The sequence below is a fragment of the Paenibacillus sp. D2_2 genome, from assembly GCF_031199965.1.
GTDB lineage: Bacteria > Bacillota > Bacilli > Paenibacillales > Paenibacillaceae > Fontibacillus.
In genome coordinates, this window is record NZ_CP133605.1 from 559,139 (window position 1) to 577,745 (window position 18,607).

The 18,607-nt window shown below is 46.1% G+C and carries 17 protein-coding genes and 3 pseudogenes; 11 read left to right on the forward strand and 9 right to left on the reverse strand.

All coding sequences use genetic code 11. The annotated features are described in order from the left end of the window. Positions 1-209: 209 nt before the first annotated feature. Together RE628_RS02650 and RE628_RS02655 are read right to left on the reverse strand one after the other, a co-directional pair. Positions 210-878 carry a PspA/IM30 family protein gene (locus tag RE628_RS02650; RefSeq protein ID WP_309157273.1) on the reverse strand — a complete coding sequence of 223 codons (669 nt, stop codon included), beginning with the start codon at positions 876-878 and terminating at the stop codon, positions 210-212. A 40-nt stretch (positions 879-918) separates the two neighbouring features. Then, the gene (locus RE628_RS02655) at positions 919-1,143 is read right to left on the reverse strand and encodes a PspC domain-containing protein (protein ID WP_309157274.1); all 225 of its coding nucleotides are present in this window, start codon (positions 1,141-1,143) and stop codon (positions 919-921) included. A gap of 463 nt (positions 1,144-1,606) precedes the next feature. Between RE628_RS02655 and RE628_RS02660 the strand changes: the two genes are divergently transcribed. Both RE628_RS02660 and RE628_RS02665 read left to right on the forward strand, forming a co-directional pair. Further along, entirely contained in the window at positions 1,607-2,335 is a 729-nt protein-coding gene (locus RE628_RS02660; RefSeq protein WP_309157275.1) for a glycerophosphodiester phosphodiesterase, read from the forward strand. 37 nt (positions 2,336-2,372) lie between these two features. Then, entirely contained in the window at positions 2,373-3,587 is a 1,215-nt protein-coding gene (locus RE628_RS02665) for an SLC45 family MFS transporter (protein WP_309157276.1), read from the forward strand. A 93-nt stretch (positions 3,588-3,680) separates the two neighbouring features. Here the strand turns inward: RE628_RS02665 and RE628_RS02670 are convergent, their stop codons facing one another. The 3 genes from RE628_RS02670 to RE628_RS02680 are packed head-to-tail and all read right to left on the reverse strand — an operon-like array spanning position 3,681 to position 6,170. Beyond that, positions 3,681-4,394: a YcnI family copper-binding membrane protein gene (locus RE628_RS02670; protein WP_309157277.1), complete on the reverse strand. Its 714-nt coding sequence runs from the start codon at positions 4,392-4,394 to the stop codon at positions 3,681-3,683. A 19-nt stretch (positions 4,395-4,413) separates the two neighbouring features. After that, positions 4,414-5,385 carry a copper resistance D family protein gene (locus RE628_RS02675; RefSeq protein ID WP_309157278.1) on the reverse strand — a complete coding sequence of 324 codons (972 nt, stop codon included), beginning with the start codon at positions 5,383-5,385 and terminating at the stop codon, positions 4,414-4,416. Further along, positions 5,376-6,170, reverse strand: coding sequence for a copper resistance CopC family protein (locus tag RE628_RS02680; RefSeq protein WP_309157279.1), 795 nt, complete (start codon positions 6,168-6,170; stop codon positions 5,376-5,378). The genes RE628_RS02675 and RE628_RS02680 overlap by 10 nt, the downstream gene beginning before the upstream one ends. 263 nt (positions 6,171-6,433) lie before the next feature. Between RE628_RS02680 and RE628_RS02685 the strand changes: the two genes are divergently transcribed. The 6 genes and pseudogenes from RE628_RS02685 (at position 6,434) to RE628_RS02710 (ending at position 12,305) form a co-directional block, all read left to right on the forward strand. Further along, positions 6,434-7,411, forward strand: coding sequence for a diaminopimelate dehydrogenase (locus RE628_RS02685; protein WP_309157281.1), 978 nt, complete (start codon positions 6,434-6,436; stop codon positions 7,409-7,411). A gap of 528 nt (positions 7,412-7,939) precedes the next feature. Next, positions 7,940-8,896 (forward strand): annotated as a pseudogene (gene qoxA / locus RE628_RS02690) (cytochrome aa3 quinol oxidase subunit II). Positions 8,897-8,920: 24 nt separating this feature from the next. Next, a pseudogene (qoxB, locus tag RE628_RS02695) lies at positions 8,921-10,890 on the forward strand (cytochrome aa3 quinol oxidase subunit I). Next, complete coding sequence (qoxC, locus tag RE628_RS02700; RefSeq protein WP_309157282.1) at positions 10,887-11,483, forward strand: cytochrome aa3 quinol oxidase subunit III; 597 nt, start codon at positions 10,887-10,889, stop codon at positions 11,481-11,483. Before qoxB ends, qoxC begins: the two are co-directional and overlap by 4 nt. Before the next feature lies 1 nt (position 11,484). Next, the gene (gene qoxD, locus RE628_RS02705; protein ID WP_309157283.1) at positions 11,485-11,769 is read left to right on the forward strand and encodes a cytochrome aa3 quinol oxidase subunit IV; all 285 of its coding nucleotides are present in this window, start codon (positions 11,485-11,487) and stop codon (positions 11,767-11,769) included. Positions 11,770-11,957: 188 nt separating this feature from the next. Further along, positions 11,958-12,305, forward strand: coding sequence for a metal-sensitive transcriptional regulator (locus tag RE628_RS02710; RefSeq protein ID WP_309157284.1), 348 nt, complete (start codon positions 11,958-11,960; stop codon positions 12,303-12,305). 121 nt (positions 12,306-12,426) lie between these two features. Here the strand turns inward: RE628_RS02710 and RE628_RS02715 are convergent, their stop codons facing one another. The 4 genes and pseudogenes from RE628_RS02715 to RE628_RS02730 all read right to left on the reverse strand — a co-directional run bounded on the left by RE628_RS02715 (position 12,427) and on the right by RE628_RS02730 (position 16,323). Then, positions 12,427-14,493 (reverse strand): serine hydrolase domain-containing protein, encoded by a 2,067-nt coding sequence (locus RE628_RS02715; RefSeq protein ID WP_309159344.1) that lies wholly within the window; start codon positions 14,491-14,493, stop codon positions 12,427-12,429. A gap of 167 nt (positions 14,494-14,660) precedes the next feature. Further along, entirely contained in the window at positions 14,661-15,272 is a 612-nt protein-coding gene (locus tag RE628_RS02720; protein ID WP_309157285.1) for a hypothetical protein, read from the reverse strand. Then, a pseudogene (locus RE628_RS02725) lies at positions 15,253-15,422 on the reverse strand (toxin-antitoxin system HicB family antitoxin). Before RE628_RS02725 ends, RE628_RS02720 begins: the two are co-directional and overlap by 20 nt. Before the next feature lie 46 nt (positions 15,423-15,468). Further along, positions 15,469-16,323, reverse strand: coding sequence for an SPFH domain-containing protein (locus tag RE628_RS02730; protein ID WP_375143034.1), 855 nt, complete (start codon positions 16,321-16,323; stop codon positions 15,469-15,471). Positions 16,324-16,539: 216 nt separating this feature from the next. Between RE628_RS02730 and RE628_RS02735 the strand changes: the two genes are divergently transcribed. The 3 genes from RE628_RS02735 to RE628_RS02745 all read left to right on the forward strand — a co-directional run bounded on the left by RE628_RS02735 (position 16,540) and on the right by RE628_RS02745 (position 18,483). After that, positions 16,540-17,211: a stalk domain-containing protein gene (locus RE628_RS02735; RefSeq protein ID WP_309157286.1), complete on the forward strand. Its 672-nt coding sequence runs from the start codon at positions 16,540-16,542 to the stop codon at positions 17,209-17,211. Between the two features lie 152 nt (positions 17,212-17,363). After that, on the forward strand, positions 17,364-18,107 hold the full coding sequence (gene nfsA, locus RE628_RS02740) for an oxygen-insensitive NADPH nitroreductase (protein ID WP_309157287.1): 744 nt from the start codon (positions 17,364-17,366) through the stop codon (positions 18,105-18,107). Positions 18,108-18,237: 130 nt separating this feature from the next. Continuing rightward, positions 18,238-18,483: a hypothetical protein gene (locus RE628_RS02745; RefSeq protein WP_309157288.1), complete on the forward strand. Its 246-nt coding sequence runs from the start codon at positions 18,238-18,240 to the stop codon at positions 18,481-18,483. Positions 18,484-18,607 lie beyond the last annotated feature (124 nt).

Genomic DNA, 18,607 nt, shown 5'->3' on the forward strand with positions numbered 1-18,607 from the left:
TATAAAACGGATTGTCAGAACAAAATGTTATAAAGAGAAGGAGGGGATAGTCCAAGTTTGTTCTTCATTTTGTGTATGGCGAGTGTGGGAGGGAGGTTGCCAAATGAATGCTGTGTCTATCTACCCTTACAAATTATGTATAATATCAGGGCTGCTGAGCCAACGAATCAGACTCTCGTTGTCCAGCAGCCCTTTGTATAATAAACCGCTTAGGAATTGCGCTTGGCCAGCTGTTCTTTCAAACGATCTAGTTCTTCATTTACTGCCGGAGAATTAGCTACGTTCGAAGCATCGGCATGAACGCCTCGGGAATTGAACGAAAGGTCGAGGTCCGTCTCCCACTCCAATATCTTCTCTTCCATCCGTTCAAACCCTCGTGCCGCATCACCGCTCTCGATACCGCGGCTGAAATTGGGCTGCTGCACTGCGGCGCGTTCTTTGGCTTTTTGAGTTCTGGCTGCCAATTCATTGCGCTTTTCCTTAAGACGGGCATATTCTTCCTGCGCTTGGCTTAATTGCAGCTGCAGTTCAAGAACATGTTCCTTCGCTTGGTTCATTTCTAAGGTGTGCTGCTGGACTTTATCCTCAAATTGGATCTTGAGTATTGCTGCTTCACGGGCTGCAGCCTCATCACCTGCTTCAAGTGCGGAGAGGGCGCGGAGCTCGTATTCTTTTACGGATTGTACAGCGTCATTTAATTTTCTCTCTGCTACGCCGGCTGCTCTTTGCTGTCCTTTGATATTCTCTTCGGCAGTACGGATACCATCTTCCATATTCCGCAAATATTGCCCAGTCATGAGGATTGGATCCTCTAGTTTGTTCAATACCTCGTGGACTGTGGCTTTGGTTAAGTTGGAGATTCTATCAAATATACTCATGGTTATCTGCTCCTTTGAATTTGAATTTTGTATGTTGTGATTAGTAGTTGCTGAAATGATCAAAGTACTCGGCGCCGCCAATCGGCTCCTTTGGTACGATCAGGGTAGCGATCAGATAGAGGGCGATCACACTGCCGAAGCTGCAGAGGGCAGCTACTACAGCTACTAGCCGTACCACTGTTGGGTCAACACCGAGCCATTCTGCGATACCTCCGCAAAGTCCGCTCACCTGTCGGTTTGTTGCAGAACGATATAATTTTTTCATTTTCCAACACTCACTTTCTTATAAAGGTAGTTCAAAAAGTCCGCTTTTGATCACGAAGTGAATCAAGGAGTAGTTCGGCATCGAATCTTGAATTCAGCCGGGCCTTCCGGTGCTCACGTACAAACTACGTACGCTCCGCTCCTCAGTCCCTAGCTTCATCCAACCTTCTCGGTGCTGAAAACCGACCTTTTTGAAACATATTTTTAAAAAAATTCAATCACTTGGTCGCTTAGTTGTTTGAGGGTGTGTCGTTTTCTTATGTTCTCATTGTATAAGGATTCGGCTCTCGGCATAACGGGCTTAAGATGGTTTATGAACTAGACCTTAGTCGGGCTGCGAAGCTCGCCACAAGACCGGGAGGTAAATAATAAATGCGTAATACAGGCTTAACATTGCAGGATTATACTAGGTCTATGGATAATATTATTTAAAAAATGGGATTTGGCTAAGGAGGATATACAACGTGATGAATCTGATAAATTTTGCCCATCGTGGCGCTTCCGCTTACTGTCCTGAGAATACAATGGCTTCATTTGTTCGTGCTCTGGAGCTCGGTGCTAGTGGTATTGAGACAGACGTACAGATGACAAAGGATGGCCGACTCGTACTGATCCATGACGAATCGCTGGAACGGACGACGGGAACGAAGGCGTGGGTGAAGGATTTGACCTGGGAGGAGATCCAGACGCTGGACGCCGGGAGCTGGTTCCATGCCGATTTTACAGGTGAGAGGCTACCGTCGCTGGAGCAATTGCTAGAGCTCGCAAGCGACAAGGGTATTGTCGTGAACATCGAGCTGAAGAACGGCCTCATACAGTACCCTGAATTGGAGAAAAGAGTGGTCGAGACGATCAGACGCTATGGGATGGCGGATCGAACGATTATTTCCAGCTTCAATCACTATTCCTTGCGGGAATGTCATCAGATCGCGCCGGATATTCGTACTGGCATTTTGTATGGTGAAGGTCTGTATGAGCCTTGGGAGTATGCGAAGGGGATCGGTGCTGATGCACTGCATGCTTACATGTATGCAGTAGTACCGGAGCTGGTTGCTGAAGCGGCCAAGCACGGAGTTGTATATCATCCGTTTACTGTAAATGAAGAGAGTATGATGAAGACTATGATCCAAGCAGGGGTAGCAGGGATTATTACTGATTACCCGGATAAGCTGGCACAGCTATTATCAAAATAGTACGTGTTTAAGCAACCTCTAAATAGGAAGGTGACGAATGAAGAAAACTTGGCTGCTGGGACTCGGTTTTTTTAGCATCAGTTTGACCTGGGCACTTTATAATGCCTTCGTTCCGTTGTTCTTGGATAACTATTTGAAGAGCACCGCGATGATTGGGTTTATGATGACAATTGATAATTATTTTGCGATGTTTCTACAGCCATGGATCGGTCACCGCAGTGATAAAACAAAAACTAGGTATGGCCGCAGGATGCCATATCTGTTGATTGGAATGCCGCTCGGCGCGGTATTTGTAACATTAATCCCTTGGCATAATAGTCTGATTACATTGGTATTGTTCATGGTGTTAATGAATTTATCGATGAGCTTATTCCGTTCCCCGACGGTAGCGTTAATGCCTGACATTACAGAAGAGAAGAACCGGACAAAAGCGAACGGAATTATTAATTTCATGGGCGGTTTCGGTTCGGTGCTGGCTTTTGCCGTCGGTTCCAAGATGTACGGAATCAGCTCGTATATGCCGTTTCTATTCGCGGGAATTGTCATGCTAGGCTCATTATTTGTGCTAAAGGCGGTTATCAGAGAGCCGGTGACGCTGCAAAGCACAGAGGAAGCGGCAAAGCCGATCCGTCCAATCTCGATTAAGGAGGAATTGAATCGTACGACACTGTTCATCTTGGGTGCGATCTTCTTCTGGTTCGTAGCTTATCAAGGGGTTGAAGCTCTATTTACCTTGTATGGTACCAAGCATATTGGGATGTCCAATAGCGAAGCTTCATTCTCACTTACCTTCTTCTCGCTTGCATTTCTCTTGTTCGCTCTACCGAGCGGCTGGCTTGGAGCCAAGTTTGGGAAGAAAAGGATTATCTCGATCGGGGTAAGCGGCCTAGTCCTTATTTTTGGTTCACTGATCTTCGTGGACTCCGTATTATGGCTACGGGTGCTTCTGATTTTTGGTGGTCTTTTCTGGGCATGTATTAACATTAACTCTTACCCTTGGGTCATTTCGACCGGCCGCGAGGAGAGCATTGGTACGCGAACTGGGATCTATTATTTCGTATCGTCTCTGGCGGCCATTTCTTCGCCCCCGTTATTAGGATGGGCCATCGATATATTTGGCTATTCTGCACTTTTCGTATGCGCCTCGGGTGGTATGCTTCTTGCCCTGCTCTGCTTGTTCGGAGCTGAGTCGGAACGGAAGTCTTCTGGGCAGCAGCCGAAGGATGGTACACAATTGCCGTTGAACAAATAGGGATTATTGCTTTTGAATACGATACACTAAAAAATGCACCTGATTAGGGGAGTGAAGTCCCTTGTACAGGTGCATTTTGTGTATAAATTACGCTTATCGCTTAGTTCTGCGCAGCGTGAGGAATAAAGCGATGATGGAGATGATCAATGCCGCAATGGACAGAATGATGGAGGTTGTAGATGTGCCTGAGGCTTGACCTTGGGCAGGATCGGCAGTCTGCTGCGATGCGTTGCTCTGACTGTTGTCTGTGCTATTGGCATCTGATTGGTCGGCAGGATTATTAGAGACGTCATGATGGTCATGTCCCTGAGACTCAGTACCTCCAGCCTGCGTCTCATTAGTGATCTTGGTGATCGAGTGGGGCGTGTCCGAGCCCTCCTCTCCAGTCCATTCTACGATGCTTCCATCGCTATAGTATTGAAAAGCATTCCAGGCTAGATCCGCCTCATGATCCGGGTTTTTGCCCACGAACTCAAATTTTTGGAACTCTCCTGGGCCAATCCCATCCTTCTCAGCGGACCAGGTTACAGTAGTGATCTTACCGGACTCGTCCTTCGTAAGTTCCACCTTCCAGTCCGGAACTGGCTGATACTGCTTGAAATCGAAGCCTTCAGGAACCTTCAGCGCGATTTTGGTTGTCGGGAGGTCCTTTTCCGACGGGATCTTGATACTGTAGGTTTCCCAAGAGCCTGGCGCCGAACTGTTGGGCGATACGGTAACATGGGCGCTGGCATTGCCTGCGAATAGGATAAAGAATAATGCAGCGGCTGACAATAGTGTCGTTAATCTAGAAAAAGTTTTGTTCATACGTAATTCTCCTTTTATATTAATTTCCACTCTTTAGAGTAAAATCTTGGTCTATTGAATCAAGCGTCGATAGCAGAATGTGAATGTGTACATTCCATTCTCCGCCCATCGTAATCATCTCATCTGCTTCTAAAGGCGAAGAACCAGGCATTTCAATCTGAATAACTCCCATGTCCATCTCTCTGGAAGTTAGGCTGAGAGTAACCTGCTCAATATTGTTGAGCTTGGCCCCATCGGAGTCCTGAACATTCAGACTGAAATGATTCTCGCCTAAGTGGTTCGGACTGACATTCAGTGTAATCTGATATCCACCCTCGGTCGTGGCCTGAAGAGCTGCCGGTCCCGGTGCGGAGGAGGCGGAAGGCAGATTTCCTAGTATAGCGGCAAGTACGAGTACAACAGCACCGAGGCAGAATTCGTACCATACGCTGCGTCCAAGCGGTCTGGTGCGTCTTCTCCCGCGAAGGAACGCCGATAAGGCAAGGGCCAGCATAATGAGCATAAGTGCAAATTTAGCCAACAGGACAAGCCCGTACGGGGTATGCCACAGCGCATGTATGGTTGGAATATGCAGAATCCCTCCATAGATCCCAGTGAACAGAAGCAGTAAGACGCAAAGTGAGGCAAGCAGGGAAAAACGGCGAATCGTTCCCCAATAGAGCGGCTTAAAGCTCTCTGTCTGTTCCGTCTGTTTGCGAAGTGTCGGTAACAAGAAGGCAATCGATAGAATTCCTCCAAGCCATATCTCGGCAGCAAGTAGATGAATAAAGTCCGCGCTTATCGCCAGAAACTTATGGCTGGCTGTGGCGGCATGACCGATGAATGCTTTGGCGAGTATCAGGCCGAAACAAGCGGTAAGTGCGAGCCAGGACCACAGAGACTCCTGTCCGATTAATCTGGAAGCAGGTCTATCTGGATCTGGGTGGTGGTACATGCCATTGTCATGCAGATTGTCCTGCCTAGCTCCGGAAATAGCATAGCTCAGTCCCATGACGAATACAGCGAGAAGTAGGACTTGTAGGGCCTGCCAGGTCCAGATTTGGCCGAAGCTCGTGAAGCGAAGCGTCTCCTGTAGCAAATCGAGGTCCCAGGCTTTGATCCAAGAGACACCCGCATCACTGGCTGCCTGCTGGGCAGACTGAACAATACGCCGACTACACTGCATGCGAGCCCGGTGTATAGCAGTAGCAGACTACGTTGATCAAGTAAGTCGCTTCCGCGAAGTCCTCGGGCTCCAGCGGGAAGCAGCAGTAGACGGAAGAGTATGGTCCCGATACATAGGCTTAGCCCGATATAGAACAGCCAGCGGACGATCATCAAGCCTGTACGGGGCAGCGGATTGTCATTTTCAGCTGGAGCATGCACAGCGTACCCGCTCCCGTTAGTTCCGATCCCAAATGGAATCGTTCCGCTTATCGCATGGCCATCGCTAGATACAGCCTTCCATTTCATAGTGTAGATTCCGTTCGGTAAATCGGTCTTCATGCTGGCGACTAATCGCTCGGGATGCTCGGCATCAATGGCGACGTCGCCCTGATCGGCTCGACTTCCATCCGGACCTGTAACTATGATGGAGTAGAAGGCTTGCTCAATCGCTTCATTGAAAGTAATAGAGACTTCCTTAGGAGGCGATGCTATAGTCTCGTTCGCCGCTGGGGAAGAAGAGGTGACGGTCGCATGGGCAGCTGCCAGTCCGGGATCGTAGATGACAGAGATGATTCCGATCAATAAAAGCGGAAGCAGCCACCGATGAGCGATGGATTTGAAAATGCGCACAATCAGATACCACCTTATAAATAAATGCAATGACATTTGTTACAACATATCTTTATTTTAAAATTATTTTTGAAGAATGAGTATGGCTATAATGGGCTATTCAATTTGCAAATTCAGTACTAAGTATGTCTAAAATATGAAAATTTCAATAAATCCGAGTTGTAATGAAGGGAATAGCGCTTACTTTTAATGTTAATTATTTAAAAATGGACAAGAGTAAGCTAAAATAAACGAAGAGCTATTATTTGAAGGAGGAAGGTTTAGTGACATTGACTATTAAAGTAGGCATTGTAGGATACGGAAATTTAGGGCGCGGTGTAGAGAAAGCAATCAAACAAAATCCGGACATCGAGTTGCGCGCCATTTTCTCAAGAAGAAACCCAGACGATGTAGCGGCTGCAAATGGCGTCGTACATATTTCTGAAGTTGAGAAGTACAAGGGCGACATCGACGTATTGATCCTTTGTGGAGGATCTGCAACCGACCTTCCTCAGCAAGGACCAGAATTCGCTGCTATGTTTAATACGGTGGACAGCTTCGATACTCATGCGAAAATTCCGGGGTATTTCGACCATGTTAATGATGCTGCAACCAAGGGCGGAAATGTGAGCTTGATCTCGACTGGTTGGGATCCGGGCTTGTTCTCGCTTAATCGTCTGCTTGCACAATCCGTATTGCCTGAAGGTAAGGAATATACTTTCTGGGGCAAAGGGGTTAGTCAGGGGCACTCCGATGCGATCCGCCGTGTAGCCGGCGTTAAGAACGGAGTTCAATATACAATCCCTGTGGAAGCTGCCGTTGAGCGCGTGCGCAAGGGTGAGAGTCCAGAATTGTCGACTCGTGAGAAACATCTACGCGAGTGCTTCGTCGTTGCTGAAGATGGCGCTGATTTGGCCAAAATCGAGAGCGAAATCAAGGAAATGCCGAACTACTTCGCGGATTACGATACGATCGTACACTTTATTAGCGAAGAAGAGTTGAAGAAGAACCATTCGGCTATGCCTCATGGCGGTATGGTGCTTAGAAGCGGTAAGACGGGTGAGAATAGTACGCAAATCTATGAATTCTCGCTTAAATTGGACAGCAATCCTGAATTTACAGCCAGCGTACTAGTAGCTTATGCGCGTGCAGTATACAGATTGTCCCAAGCTGGACAAATCGGAGCTAGAACGGTATTTGATATTCCGTTTGGACTGATGTCTCCGAAATCGCCAGAACAGCTTCGTAAGGAAATTCTGTAGTAGCAGGGATATAAACCTTCTAGAGCGAGTAAAAAAAGCCTAAGGCCGGTGGCCTTAGGCTTTTTTGCACGTTTGGTTATTCCAGTAGATTAGCTATTACAGAAGGCAAGTTATTAGTGCTATCATTCGCGAACATAAATGGTCTGAAAATAGGAATAAAGCGTCAAAGGGTAAAAGCACCACAAGAGAAGTTTAACTTTTTAAATAATGAAGTAAGTGATAAAAATCACGAACCACTTGAACAATTATGACAATTCATCGAACAATGGCTTGTAGAAAGGGCAATGTGAACAATTATCAAAATCGCTGATTTTACGGGAATATGGTCGAATTTGGCCTAATTTGAACATTTGATTCAATAATAAGGAGAAAAACCGAAAAATAAATGTAATATTTTTTCAGAAATGTATTTTGCTATGAATTGTTATTGTTTAATAGCTTACCTAACATAGTGGTAGATATTTAATATAACCATCTTGGGAATGTAGGATGGTGTTTTATATTGCTGGAAAGGGGAAACGGAATTTTATGAAAAGGAAAGGATTGCTGCTGGCCGTTTTTTCAGCGCTTCTTGTCCTCTTGACCGGATGTAATTCGCTCACGGTATTGGACCCTAAGGCTGGTAGCGAAGACGCAGTCAAATGTAATTATTTTTTCGATGCTGGTCATGGCGCTAATTTTGCTAGTAGTATACGTGTTGTACATTTTTATGCTTACGAAGTACCGCGCCTCTAAAGCGGCTCCGGATTATGAACCGCCGCATGTAGAGGGCAACAAATGGCTGGAATTTATATGGATTGCAATTCCAGTAGTGATCGTTGCGGTTCTGTCTGTAGTTACAGTTCGGACTACCAATGCGGTTGAGAAAGTACCAGCGGGGTATGAAGATCAAAAACCGTTAGTCATTTATGCCTCATCCTCCAACTGGAAATGGCATTTCAGCTATCCTGAGGAAGGAATTGAGACAGTTAACTACGTTAATATTCCGACGAATCGTCCGGTAGAGTTCAAACTATACTCTTACGGTCCAATCACCAGCTTCTGGGTACCGCAATTAGGCGGTCAGAAGTACGCGATGAGCGATATGATTACTAAGCTGAATCTCGTAGCTGAGCATGAAGGATCATATGTGGGTAGAACTCCAACTTCTCCGGTAAAGGCTTCGCCGATATGGAATTTGAAGTTCTGGCGATGTCACCGGCCAAATATGACGAGTGGGTTAAAGATGTTAAGAATACAGCTTCTGAATTAACAGAAGATGAATTTACGAAGTTGCTTGAAACTGCTAAGTTAGGCAGACTGACTTTTTCCTCAACGCATCTAGAGTTCAGTCCACCTCCTGAAGGTGAACATGCTGGACATAATCATGGAGGAGAATCCGGCGATGATTCGCAAATGGATCATTCCGATATGAATATGGACATGGACATGGATCACTCTGATATGGATCATAGTGAGGCTGACCATGCCTCACACGGAAAATAAAAGACAGAAGGGAGTAAGCTTGACATGAAATGGGACGAATTTTTCGTCACTGGGGAACCGATGATTTACGGAGCGATGGTCAGTATTGTCGTTGCGTCGTTAGCAATCGTCATCGGCTTGACCTATTTTAAAAAATGGGGCTACCTATGGCGCGAATGGTTGACGACTGTCGACCATAAGCGGATCGGTATCATGTATATTATTTGTGCGCTCTTGATGTTGTTCCGCGGCGGTGTCGACGCATTGCTTATGCGCGGGCAGCTTGCTATGCCGGAGAATGGTCTTCTCGATGCGCAGCACTATAATGAGATCTTTACGACCCACGGGGTCATCATGATTCTATTCATGGCGATGCCGTTCGTAATCGGTCTGATGAACGTGGTTGTACCGCTGCAAATCGGTGCACGCGACGTAGCATTCCCGAGATTGAATGCGGTAAGCTTCTGGTTATTCTTTGCCGGAGCGATGCTGTTTAACCTGTCCTTCGTAATCGGCGGTTCGCCGGATGCAGGATGGACATTTACTTCCCTCTAGCCAGCACGGAATTCAGTCCGTCGGTGGGGATTAACTATTATTCGATAGCTCTTCAGATTTCAGGGATTGGTACGCTGATGACAGGCGTTAACTTCATCGCTACCATTCTGAAAATGCGTGCACCTGGCATGAAATTGATGAAGATGCCAATGTTTACTTGGTCCGTATTGATCACTTGCGTTATTATTCTGTTCGCGTTCCCGGTTCTTACCGTAGCGCTTGCTCTTATGATGTTTGACCGATTGTTCGGTTCGCAGTTCTTCACGATGGCGAACGGCGGGATGGATATGCTCTGGGCCAACCTGTTCTGGGTATGGGGTCATCCGGAAGTATATATCGTTATTTTGCCGGCGTTTGGGATTTACAGTGAAATTATTTCTACGTTCGCCCGTAAGAACCTGTATGGTTATAAATCAATGGTATGGAGTATGGTTATTATCTCACTTCTGTCCTTTGTCGTATGGGCTCACCATTTCTACACGATGGGTCACGGGGCAATGGTCAACGGTGTGTTCTCCATTACAACGATGTTAATCTCGGTTCCAACCGGGGTGAAAATATTCAACTGGCTCTTTACGCTTCATAAAGGCAAAATCGAGTTTACGACTCCGATGTTGTACTCACTGGCATTTATTCCAATCTTCACGATTGGTGGCGTTACAGGCGTCATGCTTGCTATGGCTAGTGCTGACTACCAGTATCATAATACGATGTTCCTGGTTGCTCACTTCCACTATGTACTGATTCCAGGTACCGTATTTGCCGTGATCGCCGGCTTCTATTACTGGTTCCCGAAATTGTTCGGATTCCGTCTTAATGAACGTCAAGGGAAGCTTGCTTTCTGGATAATTTCCATCAGCTTTAACGTAACGTTCTTACCGTTATTCTTCCTTGGACTCAAAGGTATGCCACGCCGGATGTACACGTATTCGGAGTCTACAGGCTTTGGTCCACTGAACCTGATCGCTACGATCGGCGCCGTCGGGTTAGCCATCGGATTTGCTGTTCTTGTATATAACATTTATTGGAGCTTCCGGTATGCACCTAGAGATACAACGGGTGACCCTTGGAATGCGCGTACGCTTGAATGGAGCACGCATAGTCCAGTTCCGGAATACAACTTCGCCATTGTTCCTACAGTTACTGGTCTTGATCCTTTCTGGGAACATAAGAAGGGTGGACATCAGCTCTATAAAGGTAAATACGAAGAGATTCACATGCCGAATAATAGCGGTCAGCCGGTTATTCTCGGTGCTATATTCTTCTTCTTCGGATTCTTCATGGTGTTTAGCTGGTGGATTCCGGCGATCATCGCAGGGATCGGTGTTGTTGTACTGATGGCGGTTCGCTCGTTCGAACGCGACCACGGACATCATATTTCGGTTCGTGAGATCGAAGAGACAGAAGCTAAGTTACAAGTGGAAGACACGGATGTTAGATTGCGGGGTGAACACGCATGAAGTTAGACAACTCTTTGCCTTTGGAATATCGTTCTGAAGAGAATAGTAATCGAATTTTTGGTTTTTGGCTGTTCCTTGGCGCGGAAATCGTGCTGTTCTCGACGCTATTCGCCGTTTACTTCACGCTCTGGAATCGGACTGGTAATGGTCCGGGCGGTAAAGAATTATTCGAAATAGGTCCGGTTCTGATTGAGACCTTCGTGTTGCTCACAAGTAGCTTCACGATCGGTCTGATGATTAACAGTATGCGTCAGGGACTCAAAAAGCCAGCCATGGTGTTCTTCTTCATTACTTTGGCGCTTGGTCTTGTCTTCCTTGGTGTAGAAATTACCGAGTTCGTGACCTATATTAATGAAGGAGCAACGATCTCAACGAGCGCCTTTATGTCCAGTCTGTTCGTTCTGCTTGGTACGCACGGTGCGCACGTAACCTTGGGCTTGCTGTGGGGCGCAGGCATTATGATACAGATCAAACGCGAGGGCTTTACGCTCGATACAGCGAATAAATCATTTATTTTCTCGCTCTATTGGCACTTCCTTGACGTTGTCTGGATCTTTATCTTCAGCTTCGTATATTTGAAAGGAATGATGTGACATGAAAAAATTATTCCCTGTCCACCATGTCATGGGATATGTGTTCTCGCTGATCCTATCGGTCGTCGCTCTGTCCGTCATTCTATGGGATATGCCACTAGCTGTCGGTATGACGATCTTGCTTATCTGCGCAGCGATCCAGATGGGCGTCCAACTGTTCATGTTTATGCATATCGGTGAGACTGGTTCAAAGACTGCACTATATACGAACCTTGCTTATGCATTGTTTGTAGGGCTTGTAACCCTCTTCGGTACGCTGTTCACCATGATTTGGGGATACCAATAAAGCAAGACGAGGCGTTAGCCTGGTCTAGTTCTAAGAATCACCCCGTGCCTTCTATATGAAGGTGCGGGGTGACTTTTTGTTTCGTCCCGAAATGAGTGGAGTGTTGATGTCGAATGACTGTGATGGATTGAAAGGTTACCGGGATTACGATAATATGATGTAAAGAGTCAAAATAGCGAGGTGATAACATGGCGGAACAAGAAGATAAGAAGCATGGCGCGACTGATGAGTGCTGCGGCGGTGAGGGTGAGGGCCATGTCCGTCATAGCCATCATTCCGAGGCCGTGAAGAGTAATTTGACGAGCCGCTTGAACCGGATCGAAGGTCAAATCCGCGGCATTAAAGGTATGATCGAGAAGGATACGTATTGTGATGATGTTCTGAATCAGATCGCAGCAGTACAATCTGCACTGAATAGTGTCGGCAAGCTGCTCCTAGAAGGTCATATGAAGAGCTGCGTGATTGAGCGGATTCAAGCCGGTGAGATGGATGTGGTCGATGAACTTCTGGTCACCGTGAATAAATTAATGAAATAATGCGTGAAATATATACCCCATACTGGTATGTAGAACATTAAAGCCCCACAAGTTAGCAATTGAACTTGTGGGGCTTACTCTTTATGTGAGAGTGATCAAAGGGGACTTATTAAACAACCTCTTATTTTAACGTGATTTCAAATTGTGATCCTGGCTCACCTATAAAGGCAATGATTGCATTCGCTGGCAGCACCATTTCGTTTGCGCCGCTCACTACAGTGAAATTCACACATGCTCCACTGGCATCGTAGACCGCAAAGGAGCCTTCTTCTGGCATCTTAACGGTCAGTGTCTTGCCAACCGCTTGTTCCGGAACTGTATACCATCTTGTATGACCATTATCTTGAATTTTGGTCTTAGACTTGTTGCCTGCATAGAGTGGCGTTACATTATCCTGACTAACAAATAGGCTTCCGGCAGCTTGTAGATACTCTACACCGCCTTCTGTGAAGAAATGGAAGTCACTCGTATCTCTGCCCATCAATGTCGGAATGTTCAACATATTCAGCGCCTCGTTGGCACCCGTAATCTTGTTCGTCATTAAGTACCCTGGCATTTCTTTGAAGGTTGCTACATGAGCGATAGGAGGTGACATAAGGTAGACTTGAGATGTATATTTCTCACTTACGAGAAAATACGTTTTCCCTTCGCGCGCTTCCCATGCTTTAGCAACATCTTTGGACAATTCGTTAGGCTCAAGCTTCTCCGCCTGATATTCGGACATAGCCATTTGGCCAAGGCCTGGAATTGCTGAGTAGGCTCTTACCCATAAGTAAGTACGTCCGTTATCTTCGGTTACTAAGTTTAATTTCACGCTGCCATCCGCGCTAACAAAAGAGCCATCTGCTGTATACGTAAATTTCTGAGCAGGGGCAGCAGGTACCGCTACTGAACTTAAGGATAATTCTCCATCTTTGCTAATATCCAGCTTCGACAATTGACCTAAGGAGCCATAGATGCCTGCATGCTCCATCACATTTTGTGGCATATCAGCCTTAACAGGTACGCCGTATGACTTGGCAGGCTTCAGTTCCTTAATGATACCTTTCTCCTGCATTGCACTTAACAGGATCTCGTTTGCCATGATTTGATCCAGTGCGCTTGATCCGCTAGAAGATAATACCGCGACAGATAGCTTCTGCTCAGGTAGTACGACTAGGGATGCGTGAGACAAAAGGGTGTCCCCGCCCTTCGTAAGTGCTTGAATTCCGTAGTCGTTGAACGGGAACAAATTAACACTATCCCAGCCTAATCCGTATGCGAACGAACTATCAGCTTCTTTCGGCCACATGCCGTTCTTGTACTCTGGTTTGCCTATAGCAGTTGCTGATTTCTCCGACAGGAGACCGCTAGCGTTCCCTGTGAAGATTTGCGAGAAGCGGGCAAGGTCTTCAGCCGTAGAGTAAATACCACCAGTTCCAATAAAATTAACTGTATCCCGCGGTAGCTCTCCTTGATAGGCAGGAGAATAAACGCCAGCTAGCTGCGCATTATTTACATCATCTTGCGGTGTTTTCGTATTTTTCATATCTAGCGGCTCTGTAATATATTTATGTATGAAGTCTGTGAAGTTCATGCCGCTAACTCTCTCTACCAATATTTCTGCTAGATTGAAGCCGTCGTTGCAATAAACAGAGAATGCACCCGGATCAGCCTTCAGCCGCTGTGTCTCCAACTGTTTCAGAAAATCGTCATACCCAGATGTATCATTATCATCAAACAAAAAACCATTGGAGAGTGTTGATCCGCTTAAGCCAGAAGAATGATTTAATAGCATACGCGGAGTAATTTTCTTGTAGCGCTCGTCTTTCATTTTGAAATCAGGAATATAGGTGATCAGAGGCTGATCCAAATCTATTTTCCCTTCATCGACAAGCTTCATAACAGCAACGGTTGTGAACATCTTGCTTGTGGAACCGATGCCGTACATCGAATCTGCTGTTAGTGGAGTATTGTCAGACACATGATTAATACCGGACTGCCCGGATACTACAATCTTTCCATGATCAATAAGTGCGTATTGCAAGCTTGCCGTACCATAACTTTTTGTTAACAGATCGGCTTTCTGAGCTGCTATTTGCTTCGTCGCCTCGTATGAGGTACTGTTCTCAGCGGCAAAAGCTCCTGCTGGTACGAGCAGTGCCAGCATCAGGGCCGCTATCACTAAACGTGATAGGCGATTCTTCATTTTCATATCCATTCTTACCTCCTAAATGTAATCGTACTCAGATTTCCACTACTAAAAGGTATGACAATAGATCTGTCTTAACATATTTATACGGTTGTATGTGTTCAAAAGATTCATTCATTATTAGAGCGGATGCGTTAGTACATAGACATCCGCTCACACGATTTCTATTTTCCTTCGCGAATAATCCCTTGCTCATGCATGGCTTCGATGAACAACTCCATGATCTGGACGCATCCACGAAGGAACTCAACATCGGCTTTCTTATTTGTCTCCGTGAAGGCAAGTTCAGCTTCAAGTCCTTTGACTCGCGCCTTGAGACGAGCGCCCTTATGCCACTCCAATAGGTCTGCAATACCCTCATGTTTCAGAATTCCTCTTAGCGAACTAGGATGAGAGGCCCCAGCATGGAATGACTTGCTGAGGGGATTCGTCAGGGTGACCTGTCGTAAATTTCTGTGAAACATCAGAAGTAGAGGACTCTTTACTGAGCTCAGCAGATATTCAAGTTTTCTTCTCGGTTTGTATTTATACTTGATTCCGATTACCTGTCCGCTGTTTGTATTGGTTCCGTTGGAGTTGGAAGAATCAGTAACCGTGAGATACAATTGGCCTCGTCCATGCGGTAGCCGAATCAGGACATGTCGTCCAGTATACTTCCAATTCTTGAAGGATGCTTCTACAAAAGTCGCTTCGTATTTTTTTGCATACTCTTGCAGCAGGAACTTCGACTTTGATTCCCACCAAGGCTTAGTAGACTTAATCTCTGTCCGCGTCATTGTCTAGAGCCTCCTTGACACGCATATGGGGTGAAGGCATGCGCCCTTCCTTCCGTAGAGCCTCGCGAAGGACGTATTCGATATGACCATTCACGCTTCGGAATTCGTCAGCCGCCCAGCGTTCCAAAGCTTCATATACGACGGGTCCAGGCGTAGCGGGAAGCTCTTCTTTTAACCATCGTGAATGGGGCTCCAATTAATACAGACTGCTCGTATTAATGATAGGTTGGGCGGAACGGTCGGATACGACCGCGACAAGCAAGTTGTTGATCATAGCAGCTTTACGCTCATCGTCCAGTTCAACGATGCTCTCTGTCTGCAGGCGCTCGATCGCCATTTGTACCATCGTAACGGCTCCGTCAACGATCTTCTCTCGAGCGGAGAGAATGGCTTCAGCCTGCTGGCGTTGCAGCATGGCACTGGCGATTTCCGTAGAGTATGCCAAATGTGTCAAGCGGGATTCGATGACTTTGACGCCTGCTATAGCTAAGCGGTTTTGCAGCTCATCAGTCAGTTCCTGAGCAATTTCCTCTGTATTTCCGCGCAAAGAGAAGCCGTTGCCATCCAGTTGATCATAAGGGTATTTGCTGGCCACATGGCGCAGAGCTGTTTCACTTTGGATCTCGACGAAGGTTTCGTACTCATCAACCTCAAAGAGCGCCTTGGCCGAATCGACCACCGAGAATACAACAACGGTAGCAATCTCAATCGGGTTCCCGTTAACATCATTGACTTTCAGCTTGGCACTGTTGAAGTTGCGTACACGCAGCGATACTTTCTTCCGGCTGGAGAAAGGGGTTACCATATAGAACCCGCTATTGCGGATCACTCCGAGATACTTCCCGAAAAAGGTTACGACAGCGGCCTGGTTCGGCTGCACAATCGTAAGCCCAGTAAGGATCACAAAGGCGATTACGCAGGAGATAGCGCCTAGGATGATTGGGAGTGGGGTAGCAATGGTAAACAGATATACTCCAGCTCCCATAAAGGCGATGAAGAATAGCAGCGCAACAAATCCGTTCAGATAAGATAATTGTTTTTCCTTCAGCATAGTGAAGCACTCCTTAATATATATTTAATATTTATTTGATATTTATATGATATCACTTTTAGAATATATTGTAAATCTACTTTGCGAAAATCGTACTAAAGAGGGCCGGATCACCTCTTTATTTAGTTATTAGGTAGCTTGAATTGGAGAAATTAAATTGTTATATTCTTCATATTAATGTGCAGTAATTCATTTTATGGAAGGGAAGATGATCTGTTGAAGAAGAAATGGATGATTAGTGGTATGGTGGCAGCACTGATGCTGACTGCTGGAACTGGTGTGTACGCCGGGGCGAACCTGCAGGAGGTAAAAGCCTACTTGAACAGCAGTATTCAACTCAAGTACAATGGGACGTCTGTACAGCCGAGAGATGAGAAAGGGAATGCAGTTCTCCCGATTACTTATAATGGAACGACATACCTTCCTGTTCGTGCAGTCGCTGATATTGTGGGAGTCGCTGTATCCTATAATCCGGAGACCTATACGGTGGAATTGGGCGAGAAGGCAGAGGGTGTGGCGATCGCCAAAGGCTTCGATAACATGTATTATACGAAAGATCCGAAAGAAACGACCTACCAGGGGAAGGACTACAAAGAAGCTTATTTTGACAATGCTAGCGGCAAACGTAGCAGCAGCTTTATGCTTTATCCGAAGGGGAAATATCAGAAGCTGGTACTGCAGGTCGCAGCCGTGGGTGAAGATATTGATAACTTTGTTATCGAAGACAGTGAGAAGAATGTGAAGCTGACGACCGAGAAAGTGACAGTGAGTGCCGGTCTTAAGACCATTGAAGTGGATATCGCAGGCGTTAATGAATTGTATATTTATGCTGATGTACTTAGTAATGGGGCGATGTTTGTTCCATTAACAACGTCTTACTATAAATAAGCTTGTCTATAGAAGAACCAGTCCGGTGTATGATCTCGTATCCGACTGGTTTTTCTTATTCAAGAAGAGTTAGACTATATAATAAGGGTTGTAATCCCATCCTCTTAAATGAAGCAGGATATAACCATAACAGCACGAGGAGAGAAATAAGCATGAATGAGACCATAGAATTATTAAAAGCACATCGTTCGATCCGTAAATATTCGGACAAGCCGGTATCTCGTGAGATTGTTGAGCAGGTTATTGCTGCGGCCCAAATGGCATCGACCTCAAGCAATGTACAAGCCTATAGCGTGGTTGCTGTCACTGATCCAGAGCGTAAGCAGAAGCTGTCGCAGTTCAGCGGTAATCAAGCTTATATTGTGGAATGTCCTGTCTTTCTAGTGTGGTGTGCGGATTTGTCCCGGTTAAAAAATGCCGCCCAGCATCATTTCCCTGATTCGGAATCGTATGAAGGGGCGACAGAGAATTTCATTGTTGCTACAGTCGATGCTGCCCTAGCGGCGCAAACTGCAGCCATCGCTGCCGAATCGCTCGATCTTGGCATCGTCTATATTGGAGGAATTCGAAATCAGATCCAGCAAGTGGCTGAACTGCTCCATTTACCGGAGCTAGTCTATCCGGTATTCGGCATGTGTCTAGGTTATCCAGATCAAGAGCCGGGACTACGACCAAGACTGCCTCAGCAGGCGATTCTGCACTGGGAGGAGTATGACAGCGCTGAGGGTGAGAAGCAGGTTGCCCTATATGACGAGATGATGAGTAAATATTTGCGTGATCGCACTGGTGGTGCCAAGGATACCCCTTGGTCCAGACTTATGGCTGAGAAGTTGACGATGCCGTCACGTCTTCATATGAAGGAATTTTTGCAGCAACGCGGGTTTAAGCTGGATTAAGTGGATAAGAAGCACAGAGGCAATTTGAGATCAAATAGGGAACCGAATAGAAGTTTATAGGCTGTATCCGGCTATTGTGAGCAATAGTGTGGATGCAGTCTTTTTTGCGTTAAAGGGGGAGGTGGTACGAGTGCCTAGAGGACTACGCAAGTCGCTGCTTGCGGTGCAAGGAACCCTTGAATTGCGGGAAGTTTGCGGCAAAAAAACGCAATTTAATTGTGGGAAGACGCAAATGGGTTTTCGGTGTAAAACAGGAAAATATAGATTATTGTTAGGTCAAGAGGGACAACACGAACGGAACAGTAAAGTAATAGCCGTGATTCTACTCTACCATGAAGCCAGCGTTAGTCTGTACAGCGAATGGACGATTAATTAAATCATTTTGGGGAGGTTGAAGAAGATGTATTTAGGAGTATTTCAGGATTTACGCAATCTTAATATGCCTAATAGCCATGATCTTGATCTATATGAAGGTTACTATTCGGAATTCTATGAAAGTG

Excerpts from the sequence above, each read along its gene's own strand:
- RE628_RS02710 (WP_309157284.1), top strand. The coding sequence starts at position 11,958 with ATGGCGGAACAAGAAGATAAGAAGCATGGCGCGACTGATGAGTGCTGC.
- RE628_RS02675 (WP_309157278.1), bottom strand. The coding sequence starts at position 5,385 with ATGGGACTGAGCTATGCTATTTCCGGAGCTAGGCAGGACAATCTGCAT.
- qoxD (WP_309157283.1), top strand. The coding sequence starts at position 11,485 with ATGAAAAAATTATTCCCTGTCCACCATGTCATGGGATATGTGTTCTCG.
- RE628_RS02650 (WP_309157273.1), bottom strand. The coding sequence starts at position 878 with ATGAGTATATTTGATAGAATCTCCAACTTAACCAAAGCCACAGTCCAC.
- RE628_RS02715 (WP_309159344.1), bottom strand. The coding sequence starts at position 14,493 with ATGAAGAATCGCCTATCACGTTTAGTGATAGCGGCCCTGATGCTGGCA.
- qoxC (WP_309157282.1), top strand. The coding sequence starts at position 10,887 with ATGAAGTTAGACAACTCTTTGCCTTTGGAATATCGTTCTGAAGAGAAT.
- RE628_RS02655 (WP_309157274.1), bottom strand. The coding sequence starts at position 1,143 with ATGAAAAAATTATATCGTTCTGCAACAAACCGACAGGTGAGCGGACTT.
- RE628_RS02730 (WP_375143034.1), bottom strand. The coding sequence starts at position 16,323 with ATGCTGAAGGAAAAACAATTATCTTATCTGAACGGATTTGTTGCGCTG.
- RE628_RS02720 (WP_309157285.1), bottom strand. The coding sequence starts at position 15,272 with ATGACGCGGACAGAGATTAAGTCTACTAAGCCTTGGTGGGAATCAAAG.
- nfsA (WP_309157287.1), top strand. The coding sequence starts at position 17,364 with ATGAATGAGACCATAGAATTATTAAAAGCACATCGTTCGATCCGTAAA.
- RE628_RS02665 (WP_309157276.1), top strand. The coding sequence starts at position 2,373 with ATGAAGAAAACTTGGCTGCTGGGACTCGGTTTTTTTAGCATCAGTTTG.
- RE628_RS02670 (WP_309157277.1), bottom strand. The coding sequence starts at position 4,394 with ATGAACAAAACTTTTTCTAGATTAACGACACTATTGTCAGCCGCTGCA.